Origin of the sequence: Ruminococcus champanellensis 18P13 = JCM 17042 (genome assembly GCF_000210095.1) — a bacterium.
GTDB lineage: Bacteria > Bacillota > Clostridia > Oscillospirales > Ruminococcaceae > Ruminococcus_F > Ruminococcus_F champanellensis.
Genome location: NC_021039.1, coordinates 2,416,196 through 2,430,265 on the forward strand (window position 1 = coordinate 2,416,196; position 14,070 = coordinate 2,430,265).

General features: G+C 55.7%; 13 protein-coding genes. 2 read left to right on the top strand and 11 right to left on the bottom strand.

All coding sequences use genetic code 11. The features are described from left to right. The first annotated feature begins 42 nt into the window (after window positions 1-42). On the top strand, window positions 43-327 hold the full coding sequence (locus RUM_RS11065) for a hypothetical protein (RefSeq protein WP_015559181.1): 285 nt from the start codon (window positions 43-45) through the stop codon (window positions 325-327). Between the two features lie 38 nt (window positions 328-365). Here the strand turns inward: RUM_RS11065 and RUM_RS11070 are convergent, their stop codons facing one another. The 5 genes from RUM_RS11070 to RUM_RS12480 all read right to left on the bottom strand — a co-directional run bounded on the left by RUM_RS11070 (window position 366) and on the right by RUM_RS12480 (window position 4,880). Beyond that, window positions 366-1,013, bottom strand: coding sequence for an epoxyqueuosine reductase QueH (locus tag RUM_RS11070; RefSeq protein WP_015559182.1), 648 nt, complete (start codon window positions 1,011-1,013; stop codon window positions 366-368). Window positions 1,014-1,016: 3 nt separating this feature from the next. Next, on the bottom strand, window positions 1,017-2,021 hold the full coding sequence (locus RUM_RS11075) for a PSP1 domain-containing protein (RefSeq protein WP_015559183.1): 1,005 nt from the start codon (window positions 2,019-2,021) through the stop codon (window positions 1,017-1,019). 18 nt (window positions 2,022-2,039) lie between these two features. Continuing rightward, window positions 2,040-3,008, bottom strand: a complete 969-nt coding sequence (locus RUM_RS11080) for a DNA polymerase III subunit (RefSeq protein ID WP_015559184.1) — start codon at window positions 3,006-3,008, stop codon at window positions 2,040-2,042. A 63-nt stretch (window positions 3,009-3,071) separates the two neighbouring features. Next, complete coding sequence (locus tag RUM_RS11085) at window positions 3,072-4,397, bottom strand: aminotransferase class I/II-fold pyridoxal phosphate-dependent enzyme (RefSeq protein ID WP_015559185.1); 1,326 nt, start codon at window positions 4,395-4,397, stop codon at window positions 3,072-3,074. A gap of 9 nt (window positions 4,398-4,406) precedes the next feature. After that, complete coding sequence (locus RUM_RS12480; RefSeq protein ID WP_081460063.1) at window positions 4,407-4,880, bottom strand: sigma-70 family RNA polymerase sigma factor; 474 nt, start codon at window positions 4,878-4,880, stop codon at window positions 4,407-4,409. Window positions 4,881-5,010: 130 nt separating this feature from the next. On the opposite strand from RUM_RS12480, the gene htpG reads away from it, so the two are divergent. Continuing rightward, window positions 5,011-6,909, top strand: coding sequence for a molecular chaperone HtpG (htpG, locus tag RUM_RS11095; RefSeq protein WP_015559187.1), 1,899 nt, complete (start codon window positions 5,011-5,013; stop codon window positions 6,907-6,909). 177 nt (window positions 6,910-7,086) lie between these two features. On the opposite strand, the gene RUM_RS11100 is transcribed toward htpG, so the two are convergent. From RUM_RS11100 to RUM_RS11125, 6 genes are all read right to left on the bottom strand, one after another. Further along, window positions 7,087-7,437, bottom strand: coding sequence for a hypothetical protein (locus RUM_RS11100; protein WP_015559188.1), 351 nt, complete (start codon window positions 7,435-7,437; stop codon window positions 7,087-7,089). Window positions 7,438-7,643: 206 nt separating this feature from the next. Further along, on the bottom strand, window positions 7,644-8,684 hold the full coding sequence (locus RUM_RS11105; protein ID WP_015559189.1) for a carbohydrate ABC transporter permease: 1,041 nt from the start codon (window positions 8,682-8,684) through the stop codon (window positions 7,644-7,646). 19 nt (window positions 8,685-8,703) lie between these two features. Further along, entirely contained in the window at window positions 8,704-9,597 is an 894-nt protein-coding gene (locus RUM_RS11110) for a carbohydrate ABC transporter permease (RefSeq protein WP_015559190.1), read from the bottom strand. Then, window positions 9,597-11,924 carry a DUF5696 domain-containing protein gene (locus RUM_RS11115; protein ID WP_015559191.1) on the bottom strand — a complete coding sequence of 776 codons (2,328 nt, stop codon included), beginning with the start codon at window positions 11,922-11,924 and terminating at the stop codon, window positions 9,597-9,599. Before RUM_RS11115 ends, RUM_RS11110 begins: the two co-directional genes overlap by 1 nt. A gap of 18 nt (window positions 11,925-11,942) precedes the next feature. Then, window positions 11,943-12,572: a Yip1 family protein gene (locus RUM_RS11120; protein ID WP_015559192.1), complete on the bottom strand. Its 630-nt coding sequence runs from the start codon at window positions 12,570-12,572 to the stop codon at window positions 11,943-11,945. Beyond that, the gene (locus RUM_RS11125) at window positions 12,569-14,062 is read right to left on the bottom strand and encodes an NHL repeat-containing protein (protein WP_049775549.1); all 1,494 of its coding nucleotides are present in this window, start codon (window positions 14,060-14,062) and stop codon (window positions 12,569-12,571) included. The genes RUM_RS11120 and RUM_RS11125 overlap by 4 nt, the downstream gene beginning before the upstream one ends. Window positions 14,063-14,070 lie beyond the last annotated feature (8 nt).

A 14,070-nucleotide genomic window follows, 5' to 3' on the forward strand; every position in this document is an offset into this window, starting at 1 on the left:
TATCTGAACAGCATCGGGTTCCCGGTCACGGAGGTGTGAGCCATGGCGTGGACGTTAGAGCTGAACGTGAACGATGGGTATCCACACAGCACAAACACCCGGTATGGGAATCCGGGGCTGGTGGCTCCATACCCGGACGGTATGTGGATGATTCAGTCGGGCGTGAATGATGGGTATCCATACCGCAGCAGCTTTTCGCAGCCGAAAACAGGGCTATGCCTGATATATCTGGGCACCAAGCAGCCCTTGAAGCTGTATAACGGAGCAGAGCCCGTGCTTGCCGCCTATTTCGGCAGCGTGGAGGTATTCCGCACCGGGACATCTTAAGACAATGGGAAAGGCAACAGCCTGGGAAGGAATCCTTCTCAGGCTGTTTCTGTCTGTGCTTTTTGGATCCGCCGCTGTTCCGCCTCCCGGCGGCTGTAGATGCAGCCGCAGAAGTCCTGCCGGTACAGCTGATAGATGCCGGACAACTGTATGGAGCGCTGATAGCCTCCACGCTTTTTGAAATCCGAGGGCAGAAACTGCACGCCGTATTTCTGCGCCAATGCGGCACCGCAGGCGTTGATGTAGGGGGCGTTCTTGTGGGGACTGATGGTCAGCGTGGTGGTGAACCAGTCACAGCCCTCCGCCCGGCACAGCTTTGCTGCCTCCTCCATTCGCTGGGCGATGCACCGTCTGCACCGCTCGCCCCCCTCCGGGGTATCCTCCACCCCACGGACTGCTTCCGCATACACCGCCGGGTCGTACTCCCCGGGAATCAGCGTCACCGGATGCTCCGCAGGCAGGGCAGCAATGAGCCGTTCCTGCTCCGCCAGCCGCCGGGCATATTCCGCCGGGGGATCGATGTTGGGATTGTAATAAAACAGCATGATCTGAAAATACCGGGACAGATACTCCAGCACATAGCTGCTGCATGGAGCACAGCAGCTATGCAGCAACAGCCGGGGTGTGCCCTCCAGTCCCTGTAAAATCTGCTCCAGCTTCAGCTGGTAGTTGATCTTGGGTTCCATCGGCTATTCCGCCTTGGGAGGCTTGTTCTGCTTGTCCTGCCGTCCCTGCCTTGGGGGATGCGGACGGTCGCTGCGCTGTCTGGGGGGACGGCTGTCCCGGCGTGGCTTTGCCTCCTTCTGGGGCTTTTGCTCCTTGGGCGCACTGTTCTGGGCAGGCTGGGGTTTCTTCCGGGGCGGTCGCTGCTCCCGGCTGCCCTCGGTGGCATGCAGCACCTGCACCTCGTCCTTGCTGACCAGGGTACCTACCTCTGCGCCCTCCGGCCGGACACGGAGCTTGCCGGTCAGGAGGAATACCTCCTCCACCACTCCCTGGGTGCCATCCGGAAGCTGTACCATAGTCCCTGCCTTGGGGGTCACCTTCAGCAGTTGCTCATAGGCATACTGCTCATGCTTCAGACAGCACATCAGCCTGCCGCAGGTGCCGGAGATCTTGGTGGGATTCAGGGACAGACCCTGTTCCTTCGCCATCTTGATGGAAACCGGCTGGAAATCTCCCAGATAGCCCTTGCAGCAGAATTCCCTGCCGCAAATGCCCAGTCCCCCCAGGAGCTTTGCCTCGTCCCGGACGCCGATCTGCCGCAATTCTATGCGGGTACGGAACACGCTTGCCAGATCCTTCACCAGTTCCCGGAAATCCACCCGGTTTTCCGCCGTAAAGTAAAACAGCAGCTTACTGTTGTCGAAGGTGCATTCCACCTCCACCAGCTTCATATCCAGCTTCCGGAACCGGATCTTTTCCTCGCAGATCCGGAAGGCGTCCTCTTCCTTTTTCTTGTTCTTTGCCACCACTGCCAGATCCTCCGCCGTGGCAAGCCGGATGACCTCCTTGAGGGGAGCCGTGATCTGCTCCTCCGGGATTTCCTTGTTGGAAAGGGCAACCTCGCCGCATTCCACGCCCCGGGCGGTTTCCACGATGGCTGCATCCCCCACCTGTGCCTGAATGCCGTTGGCCGCAAAGTAATAGACCTTGCCCACGGTCTTGAAGCGTACTCCTATGATCTCTGCCATGTGTTCATCCTCATTATATCATGCATTCTCCGTCATGATCCCGGCGCAAAGTGCGGTGACCGCCAAAGCCGGGCTGACATTTCCTTCTAAATCCTGTACCGAGCGCAGCAATGCGTCATGCAGACGTGCCCCCTGCGCCAGGGTGATCCGCTGGGCGAACTGTGCCGCCCCCTCCGGGTAGCAGCCGATGCAGGCATTTGCTCCCGTGCGCAGGCACAGAGCGTCCCGTAGCTGCCGATCCAGCAGCTCCAGTGCCGTCAACAGCCGGGTCTTGTCCGTGCTGCATGCGGTCAATGCTGCCAGCAGGGCGTATTCATCCCTGTTCATTATACTATCTGCCAGCTTTTTTGTCAATGCGACCGTCTCCTGCACTGCCGGATCCGACAGATATTCCAGGCATCTGCCGATATTCCCGTGAAACACCGCAACTGCCCGTGCCGCATCCTCTCCGCTGTATCCTGCATCCAGGAGCGCCTGGGTGCACTGGGGCTCTGTACAGGCACTGGTGCCGATGGCACTGACCCGGGACAGGATGGTTTCCAGAAACGCCTGCCTGGACTGGGCGGTAAACACAAAGTAGGTGAAATCCGGCGGCTCCTCCACCAGCTTCAGCAGCGCATTCTGTGCCTGGACGGTCATGTGATCCGCATCCGTAAACAGGTACAGCTTCCGCATGCCATTGTTGGGGGTCTTGTAGGCATCGGCGCACACCCGGCGGATGCTCTCCACGGAAAACCCTCCGGTCTTGCCGCTGTGGGGAACCTCCTGCACGTCCGGATGCTGCCGGTGCTCCACATTGTGGCAGGGCTTGCAGCTACCGCAGGGCTTATGCGCCCCTTCGCACAGCAGCCGTGCCGCCAGGTACCATGCCAGGGTCTTTTTCCCGGTACCCTGCTCTCCGTAAATGAGAAAGCTGTGGGGCAGTCTGCCGCTGGTACACATGGCTTCTATGGCAGCCAGTCCATGTGCATTGCCGTACAGTTTCATATCCATCCCCCTTTCTTGGGCAAAACCGCATAGAGCGTATGCGTGCCCCTATATATCCTGTTTCTATTTTACCACATCCACCGTCGGAATGCCATACCTGCGGAAAATATTTATGCACGCCCCGGAGATCCGCTCGCCGCTGACCGCAATGGGGATTGCCGGCGGACAGGGCACATGCACCCCGGCGCAGATCCTGTCCTCCGCCGCCTCCACGGGAACGGTTTCATAGTCCCCCAGTGCCGCTCGCCGCATGGAGCATACCTGCTCCGGTACCGGCAGGGAAAAGGGCTCCGGCTGCCGGGGTTGTCCCCGAAGGGCGGCGATCCGCCGGAGGGCATCCTGCAAGCGCTGAAGCTCCTGCAATGTAGTGGGACAGCCGCAAAGCAAGACTGTAAAATCCCGGTCTGCATACTCACAGAAGATCCCTTCTCCCTCCAGCCTTTGTGCCAGCTCCGTTCCCTCCATACCGCTTTCGGCGGCGCAGATGGTCAGATGCAAAGGCTCCCCCGGATAGAACCGCCAACAGTCCGAAAGCTCCTGCCGGAGCATGGTCAGTGCGGCTGTCACCCGGGCAAGGTCTGCTGCCCCATGCTCTGCCAGGTAGGCGTTGCACAGATCCAGGGACGCCAGCAGCAAATAAGAAGGGCTGGTGGAGCCGAACAGGGACATGGCTGCCTTTGCCCGGGCTGCATACCGGGGCTGACTGGTATGCAGATAGGCGCAGCCTGTCAGAGCAGGCAGCATTTTATGGGCGGAGTCGCAGCACAGATCCGCCCCCAGGGCAATGGGATGCCGGGAGGGGCTGAACAGTCCCAGATGGGCACCGTGGGCGTTGTCCACCAGCAGGGGTGCCTGATGGGCGTGGCACACAGCGGCGATGCCGGCAATGTCCGCACAATGCCCCAGATAATCCGGCGAGGTCACATACACGCAGGCAGGCGTCGGGGAAGCATCCAGAGCGGCTGCGATCTGCGCCGGGGTGACGGTGCCGGACAGGATGCCGCCGGTGTAGGTGGGGTAGATCCACTCCACCTCCAGACCCAGCAGCACACTGGCGGTGAGGAATGCCCGGTGCACGTTCCGGACAGCCAGCACCCGGCGATGCTCCTGCTGCATCAGCGCCAGCATGGTCTGGATGCACAGGGTGGAGCCGGCAGTGCTGTACACCGTACCGGCAGTGTGATACCATGCGGCAGCGTTTGCCTCGCTTTCGGCTATGATCCCGGCGGCATCAAACAGGCTGTCCGCCCCGGGAATCTCCGTAATGTCCAGGGGGAAGGCAGCGTCCAGAGCGCTGCCCAGTCCCCTGCCCTTGTGGCCCGGCATATGCATCCGCAAAGGATCCTGCGCCGCATACCGGGTCAAAAACTCATAAATCGGTGTATGCATAGGTTACTCCTAGATCAGATATTTCAGCCGGTCACGCAGATTCCGCCGTGCCCGCTTGATGGTGCGGGAGACGGTGGAAACGTCCCGGTTCAGCTGTTGGGCGATCTGGGGCATGCGCATGCCCTCATAATAGTATAGCACAACCATCTCCTTTTGTCTTGGGGTCAGATCATTTTTTATCACATCCCGCAGCGCCCGCTTGAGCCGCTGCATCTGCGCCTGGTTGGTTTCCGCCTCCGATTCCTCGGACAGCTCCAGCAGACGCTTGATGTAATCCGGATGCGCCTCCGTGACCCGTTTAGCCATGCTGCCGCCCTCCTTTGTCCTGCATCTTGTCCCTATAATCCATGTCAGATTTTGCTCCTTTCCTATGGGCACCATCCAGTGGCGTTGCCCAGAATCGAACATATGTTCTTTTTGTAGTATACCATAGTTGTCAATATATGTCAATAGTTTTTTGCGAATTTCGTCGAAAAATGTCATGGCATACGCAATTGTAAATAAATTGTGAACATTCGATGACAGGCATTGATTTTTTCTCCCTGCATGCTATACTTAGATTAGCACTCGTAGTGATAGAGTGCTAATTCTCAGGATACAGGAGATGCAATCTATGAAAACCAAACAGTTTAAAGCAGAATCCAAGCGGCTGCTTGATATGATGATCCACTCGATCTATACCCACAAGGAGATCTTTCTCCGGGAGCTGATCTCCAACGCCAGTGACGCAATGGACAAGCTGTACTTCCGCTCCCTCACGGACGAAAAGGTGGGCATGAACCGGGAGGACTTTGCCATTGATCTGAAGATCGACAAGGACGCAAGAACCCTGACCATCACCGATAACGGCATTGGCATGACCCAGGAGGAACTGGAAAAGAACCTGGGCACCATCGCCAACAGCGGCTCCCTCAAGTTCAAGAACGAAAACAAGCTGGAGGATGACGTGGACATCATCGGTCAGTTCGGTGTGGGCTTCTACTCCGCCTTCATGGTGGCAAAGCGGGTCACTGTCCGCAGTAAGGCATACGGCTCCGACGAGGCTTACCAGTGGCAGTCCGAGGGCGTGGACGGCTACACCATTGAGCCATGCGACAAGGAAACCGTGGGCACCGAGATCATTCTGGAAATCAAGGATGACGCAGAGGATGAGACCTACAGCGAATTTCTGGAGCAGTACCGGATCCAGGGACTGGTCAAGAAGTATTCCGACTATATCCGCTACCCCATCCGGATGGATATGACCAAGAGCCGCCGGAAGGAAACCGAAAACGCCGACAAGGACGCTGCGCCGGAGTATGAGGAATACGTGGAAAACGAGACCCTCAACAGCATGGTGCCTTTGTGGCGCAAGAACAAGAGCGAGCTGACAGATGCGGACTACAACGCCTTCTACAAGGAGAAGTTCTTCGATTACAACGAACCCCTGCTCCACATCCACACCAAGTCCGAGGGCACTGCCACCTTCAACGCACTGCTGTACATCCCCTCCAAGGCGCCCTATGACTACTACACCAAGGAGTACGAAAAGGGCTTGCAGCTGTACAGCAGCGGGGTTATGATCATGGAGAAGTGCGCCGACCTGCTGCCGGATTACTTTAGCTTTGTCAAGGGTCTGGTGGACTCGGAGGATCTGTCCCTGAACATTTCCAGAGAGCTGCTGCAGCATGACCGACAGTTGAAGATCATTGCAAAGGCGCTGGAAAAGTCCATCCGGAACGAGCTGACCAAGCTGCTGAAAAACGACCGGGCAGCTTATGAGAAATTCTTTGAGGCATTCGGCTTGCAGCTGAAATTCGGCGTATACAACGGCTACGGCATGAACAAGGACGCTTTGAAGGATCTGCTGCTGTTCTACTCCTCCTCCGAGAAGAAGCCCGTTACACTGGCTGAATATGTGAGCCGGATGAAGGAGGATCAGACCTGCATCTACTACGCAACCGGCGAGAATATTGCCCGGATCGATCACCTGCCCCAGACGGAGCTTGTAAAGGACAAGGGCTTTGAGATCCTGTATCTGACGGAGAACGTGGACGAGTTCGCCATCAAGATGCTGATGAACTACGAGGGCAAGGAATTCAAGTCCGTATCCGCCGGGGATCTGGATCTGGAAACAGAGGAAGAAAAGAAGGAGATCGAGGAAAAGTCCAAGGAGCATGCAGACCTGTTCAACGATATGCAGAAGGCACTGGAGGGGAAGGTCAAGAGCGTGCGCCTGTCCCAGCGGCTGAAATCCCACCCGGTATGCCTCACCAGCGAAGGGGCGCTGTCCCTGGAGATGGAAAAGGTGCTGAACGCAATGCCCACCGACCAGAAGGTACAGGCGGACAGGGTGCTGGAGATCAACCCGGAGCACCCCATTTTTGCAAAGCTGGTACAGCTGCAAAAGGAGAATCCGGACAAGCTCAAAGCCTACGCAAAGCTGCTGTATGACCAGGCACTGCTGATCGAAGGTATGTCCATTGAGGATCCGGTTGCATTCTCCAACCAGATCTGTGAACTGATGGCTTAAACACAAAAGAAGCCGCCCTGCATGGTTCATGCAGGGCGGCTTTTCTGTAGCATGAGAAAACGGGCTGTACGGAAATCCGTACAATGAGAAGATGTATGATCAGTGGAAAACGGAGAGGGGTAAACAAAAACAGCAAGGTTGCCCTTGCTGTTCGGAAATAGATATACAAATCATAATTTATACATTAAATACTTCTTTTTCGTATGATGCCCACCCACCATGTGTAATCATTACACAGATTACAGCAAGTGCTATATACAATACTATGGGGATAAGCAGGTATGCCTTGCCTTTTCCCAATGTTTTCCGGAATACATAGATATTTGAGGGCAATGCTAAAGCAAACCAAATCAGCAGTTCAATACAGCCAATCATAATAGAAACATCTTTCTCCGGGCCCAGATCATAGCTATAGCCTTTTGAATTTCCGGTTATATCAAGAAAGATCCAGCCAAAACATATTGGAAATGAAAACGCAATAAAACCCGTCCAAAGAAAATTCAGACAATAGATGATTTTACTTTTCATGGCTATCTCCTATATATACCGACTTGCCGGGCAGTCAAACCGCCCCTTGCTTACCCTATTATACCAAACTACCGCTGAAAAGTCAATTATTTGGCTAAAAGTAGAAAGGGTAATCTATATGAACAATAGCCGGCTTGTGGAGGTCGCAAAATCAACGGGTATCACACTTGCGACGCTCCGCAGCCTTGACTATGAAACGCAGCAGTCTATGCAACCAGACCGGAGCGTTCAATACCCTCTGTGAAGTACTTCTGCAAGAAAACGTACATAATCAGAATGGGGGTAATGGACAGCAGACAGCCAGCCTCCAGCCAGACGATCTTTTCCCGGACGCTGACCTGGACGGTGGCGTCATTGAACAGGAACAGATTCAGCTGGGTGTTCAGATTCTTGACCATCATGGCAATGGTCTCGTTGTTGGTAAAGAAGGAGCTGCTCACATAGTAGTCGTTCCAGTACCATACCACGGAGAACAGGAACACGGTCAGGAAGGAGGAACGGGCGTTGGGCACCATGATCTGGGCAAAGGTCCGGAGAGGGCCGCAGCCGTCCAGGTATGCCGCATCCTCCAGCTCCTTGGGCAGACCCCGGAAGAACTGCCGGAAGATCAGAATCATCAGACCGGCACGGATGCCGTTGGCAGTCAGAGCGGGCAGATACATGGTCCAGGGGGTATCCGTCAGCGTCAGGGTATCCCCGGTGATGAGCTTGATGAGACCGAAAATGTCAAAGTACCGGAACTGCATATACTGGGGAATCAGAATAATCTGGGAGGGCACCAGGATCATCATGATGACGATGCCGAACAGAAGATTCTTGCCCTTGAATTTAAACCGGGCAAAGCCGTATCCGGTAAGGGAACAGGTCACCACCTGCACCAGGGAGCAGCCGATATTCAGCAGCAGGGTGTTGAGCAGAGTGGGGCCAAAGTTCATAACCTTCAGTACATCCTTGATGGGCTGAAGGGATAGGTGCCGGGGAATCCACATTACAGTGGGGTCGCTCATGTCGGCGGGATCCCGGAACGCGGAGCTGATCATGAAGATCAGCGGATAAAGAATGACAAAGCAAAGACCGAAAAGGATCAGAAACCGGAGAAAGGGCCACACCTTTTCTGCAAGACGCTTGCGGCGCAGGTAAGCCAGCTCCTCCTTGCTCATGCTCTGTTCCCGGATCTTCTGTGCTTCCTTCCGGGACATGCCGTTGCCGATCTGGTGTTCGGTTTTGATTGCTGCAGTTTGTTCCATCTGTGTTCACACCGCCTTTCTATTCCACTTCGTAGTAAATAAAGTGGTTGATTATCATGGTGACCAATCCGATCGCCGCCAGAACGATGGCGAAATACGTCCACGCCATGGCTGCCGCAAGGCCGTACTGCCAGTCATTCTGTACCTCCAGCACACGGGTCATAACCGCATTGGTGGGAGAGGTAAAGGAGTCGATGATGGTGAAGATCAGATTGGCAAGGATCATAGGGCTGACGTAGGGCAGGATGATCTTCCAGAAGTATTCCCAGGAGGTTGCCCCCTCGATCTGTGCCGCCTCTCTTGCGGAGGGCGGGATGTTCTGCAAGGCTGCCAGGAAGATCAGAATCTGGATGCCGGAGCTCCATACAAGGCTGAACACATTGGTGGTCAGGGTCTCGATCTGGGTGGTCAGATCCTCGCTGATGCCGTAGATGCCAAGGAAGGTCAGCAGTTCCTTTACAAGATCCGTCTTGAACATGGTGGAAAACTGGGATGCATCGCTGTTGCCGTTGGTTTTCAGGTCGCCGTTGATGATATTGTACACCGGGCCGGTGGCAATGATGACCGGCAGGAAGAACACGGCTCTTGCAAAGGTTCTTCCCCGGAACTTCTGGTTGAGGATCACGGCGATGAACAGGGAGAATACGATGATGAGGGGCGCAGTCTGGAAGGTTTCCTTCAGCACCTGCACCAGCAGCTCCCGGTAGTTGGGGTCGCTCATAAAGGCGTATTTGTAGTTGCTGATGCCCGCCCAGGTGGAAACCGGGCCGCCGGTTTCCGGGGTAACGTTCTGGAACGAATAGATCAGAGAGGTGATCAGCGGAATGAGGAACCACTTGATAGTACCCACGATCCAGATGGCAATAAAGCCGTAGCCGTACAGGCTCTTGCGGCGTTCGTATGGGATCTTCATCAGGACAGGAGCCCCCCTTCCTCCACATAGTCGGACAGTGCATAGCTGGTGCCGTTGCAGGTGATCTGTCCGGTTTTCAGGTTCACGGTGGTCACCGTGCCGTTTGCGTAGGTGGTGGTGATCACATCATCCTGCTGGATATAATCCACGATGGTCTGGTCGCTGACTGCCCCGGTCACAGTGCTTGCCAGCTTGTATTCCTGTGCAGCCGTATCCAGCCAGTTTGCGTAATGGGCGTAGTAGTAAATGTCAAAGTCCGTATCCTTCAGCTCGCTGGTCTCCTCGTGCAGCAGGTCAAAGTGCAGGTTGCTGCCGGTGGCAATTGCCTGGAGCAGCAGCCGCTCGGAATCCGCAGAGCCGTTGATTGCCGTGGTGGCGTAGGGCAGCACACCGTGCATCACAAGCTGATACAGGGGCAGATCCTCATCGATCACGTCAAAGCCGCTGGAGGACAGGGGCACGTTGGTCACATGATCCACATAGGGCAGCGCATAGGCGTTTGCCGTATCCGCCAGCACGGAGCCAACCCCCTTCTGCATGCCGGACAGGCTGTCGGTCATGATGTTCTTCATGTCGTCCCGGGAGATGGCTTTCTTGCCGTAATCTCCATACAGCAGGGAGGTCATTTCCCCGATGCTCACGCCGGTGATGCCTGCCTTGGAGTAGTTGTCGGTCAGATCGCTGTAGATCTCGCTGAAATTGGAGGGGGACAACAGGGAGATGGTGTCCTTGAAGCTGTCCGGGGTGCCGAATGCCCGCTCGTAGCTGACGATTCTGGAATAGGAACCGGACACCCGGATGGCGGTATCGGTAAAGGCGAAGAAGCCCTGACCGGAGTAGAATTTCTTGTTGTTGACGGTGGGATAGTAGGCAATGCCGTTGTCGGACAGATACTTGGTCAGATCCTGGAAATCGCTCTTGCCCCCCAGTACGCCGGCAGCCTTTGCCTTATAGTCCACCTTGCCGGCGATGCCTGCATTGGTCCAGTTGTTCAGGGCAACCACCATATCGTCCACGCCCCGATCCTTCAGACTGCTGATGATCTCCCGGGTCTGGTCGAAATCCGTCATGGCGGTTTTCAGCGTCACCGGAATGCCCAGAATGTTGGTGGATTTCTCCACGCCCCCGTAGATGTCCACATACAGATCGGAGGCATTGGGCTGCACCTTGGGGGTGACGCCGCCATCCGTGGTCAGATAGTTCCGGTATGCCGCAGCCACGTCCACATAATCCGTGGTACCGGCTGTGTCCGCCACCGGGTAATACCGAACGGCGATTTCCTTGGTCTTGATGCTGCCGCTTTCAAACACAGTCAGAGGCGTGGTATCGCCGCCCATATAGAACGTATCCGTAGAGCGAAGGATAAACTGGAAGTTGCACAGGTTGTAGCTGCTCTTGGACTGACCGGACACCGCCGCATTGATCTGGGCGTTGCTGTCACCCTTGTCCGCCACCACCATCAGGGCGTTGTCATCCCGGACGATGCCGTACATGGGCAGATACACCTGTTCGGTAACAGCGCCCTTGGTGGTGGGCACTGCGGTAATGTCCTTGCCGTATACACGCTGTGCGTACACGGAGGCATTGGTCTTGCCGTTGTTGAAGTTGATCCGGGCGCCGCTGCCATCCGGCACTACAAAGTAGCCTTCCGCCTCGCTGTCCCCTGCCCCGAAGGCGGTCAGCAGCTTGATGGAGGTCAGCAGCTTTTCGGAGGTATTCTTTTCGGTGATCTTTTCCGTATTGATCCGGACGCTCAGGTAATCCTCCTTGAGGGTGTATTCCACCGGGATCTGGATCCCTGCCTTCCGGAAGTTGTAGGTGACCTTTACCCCATCGGTGATGCTGCTGTAGGAAAAGGCACAGCGGCTGGAATCCCCGGAACGCACATAGGAGGTACTCCGGCTCTTGGGATCGCCGTACTCAATGGTCAGCGCAGAAGCAAGCTCCTTGCGCAGGGTGGGCGTCGCATTGGGATCTCCGCCGGCATTGAAGGGGGAAGACCACCAGATATAGCCGGTCTCCTTGTTTTTCAGCGCAAAGATGTCCTCAACGGGAGCATCCTCTGTGGCGTTTTCATAATCCCACACATAGAAGATCAGCTTGTCGTTTTCGGCAGCAACAATCATGCTGTCCAGAACCTGCTGCTCGGTGCGGGCAACAAAGTCATCGCTTACGGTGCTTTCGCCGGTATCCTCCTTGTCGGATGCGGCAGGTTTATCCCCGGCAGCGTCCTTGTCGCCTTCGGAATTGACAACGATCGAGCCGGCGGAAGCCATCATGGACATGGCAAGGAAGCAAGCGAGCATCCGTTTCCATTTCGTCTGCATTCAATCACGCTCCCTTTCTCAGACCTTCACACGGTATGCGATTTCCGTGTAGATGGAGTAAACGAATACGTAAACCTGCTGGAACAGAGAGAGCAGGAGTACAAGCAGGAACAGAATCGCCAGCATGGCAGCCAGCGTCAGCAGGATTGCACCCACTGTTTTCAGAAAGCTGTACTGATGCACGGTTTTGACCGCCATGAACAGCAGCACCCCGGACCAGAGCATGCCAATGATGTACACGGCAGTGATGAATACGGACTCGTCCCGGATGAGCAGGTGGGACAGGATCACGCAGATGAACTGCTGTGCTACATAAGGAATCAGGGCATAGGCGCTGTAGATGCAGATGTTTTTCATGGAGCCTTCTCCGTCCAGCCAGGTACTGATCGCCCAGTTGCCCACGACCCACACGGCGAAGAAGCCTATGCTCTGCACCAGGTAGGGGATGATGTTGAAGGTCTTGTCGTAGGAAACCACAAACTGGAATCCATATAGCCGGGCGCTTGCCAGCATGGACAGGAACGACAGGAACACGATCAGGAAGGCGATCTTCAGAGAGCCGCCCTTTTTCCATCGCAGATCCTCATAGCCCTCGAAGGGGTGGAACACCACATGGGAGACCCACTGCTTCTGCGTCAGATCCATCATTGTGCATCACCCTCCTTTCCGGCTGTGTTTTGCGTGTGCTTCTTTTTGCGCCATTTGTGGAAGCCGTAGCCGCCCCCGATGAGTACCAGCGCACCGATAATGAGAATATTGAAGTACTCCTTCAGAAATTCGGAACGGTAGCCCTCAAAGGCCTCGTTGTACCGGTAGGGGGAATCTGCCAGCTTGGCGTATTTCATAGATTCCGCATAGTCGCCCTTTTTCAGCATTGCGCTGGCGATGCCGATATACGCCCGGCGATAGTTGCCGTCCCGCTTGAGCACCTCCTGCCAGGGGCCAAGCGCCTCTTCGTAGTACCCCGCATTGTACAGATTCGTCGCTTCATGGACGATGCTGCCGAACACGGTTTCCTTGAAAATCGTCACCGTGTTCTTTCCGGCATCCAGCACATAAATGTTGGTGTCCAGAGTCTCCAGGGCGCTGACCTGTTTAAAGCCGCCCACCTGGTCGCCGGTGGTGCCCAGAATAAACAGCAGGTTGCATTCCTCATCATACTGGAACACTCTGCCGGTGGTCAGATCCAGGCAGTTGATCATGCCGTCGTCGGAAATGTCAATGTCCACGATCCGGGTGGCATAGGTGGTGCCGCTGTACCAGAGGCTGCTGCCATCGCCCCAGATTACATCATAATCCGCAAACAGGTTGTACCCTGCCGGATTGACCTTCTTGACCCGGTCCGTATCCTGGGTGGAGGATTCGGTGGAGGTGAAGATAAAGCCCTCGGCGTCCAGGTCGAAATTGGAGAAGCCGGAAGGCACGGATGCCTTCATCTTATCCCGCATTTCATCGGTTGCAATGGCGCTCCAGAAATACCGAGCGGCAACCTCTGCGGTCTGCTCCACACGGTTTGCGCCGTAAAAGCCGGTAAACTCCCCCTTGGGGTTGAACACGCAGGCACCGCTTGTGGTATTGTTCAGCACCACATACACGTTGCATGCCTTGTCCACCAGCACCTTCTGGGGCAAAAAGGTCAGATCCTGGTCATAGACCTCGGATTCCGGCTTGGTGATCTCCATTTTCACATTGCCCCTGGTATCACTGATGAGGATCCGGGAATTGTCCGTATCCGCAATGTACACTAGCTGATTTTCCGGGGAAACATACACGCCGGTTGGATTTTTCAGAGTGGTCTTGCTGCCGTCCGGCATGGTGAAATCCTCCAGCACGTTCAGCACCTTGCTCCATTCCGTATTGACCACCACGATCCGGTTGTTGCCCTTGTCGCAGACATAGAACTGGTTCTGATAGTCCCGGAAAATGTCCGAGGGATTTGTAAAATGAGAGATCCCAAGATCCTCACCGGAAACGGAACGATCCGCAATATAGCCCGCCTGGGAGGGGATCGCCTCGCCCCAGCGGTCGTAGTTGTATACGTCGTAGGGTTCGTCTGCGGAGGCTCCGAGAGGCAGAGCCCCAGCCAGCAGAACGCCTGCCAGCGCCGCTGTGCAGAATTTACGCAGTCGTTTGTTCACTATACTCA

Bases quoted from the DNA above. Each gene is read 5' to 3' on its own strand.
- RUM_RS11065 (WP_015559181.1), top strand. From the start codon at position 43: ATGGCGTGGACGTTAGAGCTGAACGTGAACGATGGGTATCCACACAGC.
- RUM_RS11075 (WP_015559183.1), bottom strand. From the start codon at position 2,021: ATGGCAGAGATCATAGGAGTACGCTTCAAGACCGTGGGCAAGGTCTAT.
- RUM_RS11080 (WP_015559184.1), bottom strand. From the start codon at position 3,008: ATGAAACTGTACGGCAATGCACATGGACTGGCTGCCATAGAAGCCATG.
- RUM_RS11070 (WP_015559182.1), bottom strand. From the start codon at position 1,013: ATGGAACCCAAGATCAACTACCAGCTGAAGCTGGAGCAGATTTTACAG.
- RUM_RS11110 (WP_015559190.1), bottom strand. From the start codon at position 9,597: ATGAAGATCCCATACGAACGCCGCAAGAGCCTGTACGGCTACGGCTTT.
- RUM_RS11105 (WP_015559189.1), bottom strand. From the start codon at position 8,684: ATGGAACAAACTGCAGCAATCAAAACCGAACACCAGATCGGCAACGGC.
- RUM_RS11085 (WP_015559185.1), bottom strand. From the start codon at position 4,397: ATGCATACACCGATTTATGAGTTTTTGACCCGGTATGCGGCGCAGGAT.
- htpG (WP_015559187.1), top strand. From the start codon at position 5,011: ATGAAAACCAAACAGTTTAAAGCAGAATCCAAGCGGCTGCTTGATATG.
- RUM_RS11120 (WP_015559192.1), bottom strand. From the start codon at position 12,572: ATGATGGATCTGACGCAGAAGCAGTGGGTCTCCCATGTGGTGTTCCAC.
- RUM_RS12480 (WP_081460063.1), bottom strand. From the start codon at position 4,880: ATGACATTTTTCGACGAAATTCGCAAAAAACTATTGACATATATTGAC.
- RUM_RS11100 (WP_015559188.1), bottom strand. From the start codon at position 7,437: ATGAAAAGTAAAATCATCTATTGTCTGAATTTTCTTTGGACGGGTTTT.
- RUM_RS11115 (WP_015559191.1), bottom strand. From the start codon at position 11,924: ATGCAGACGAAATGGAAACGGATGCTCGCTTGCTTCCTTGCCATGTCC.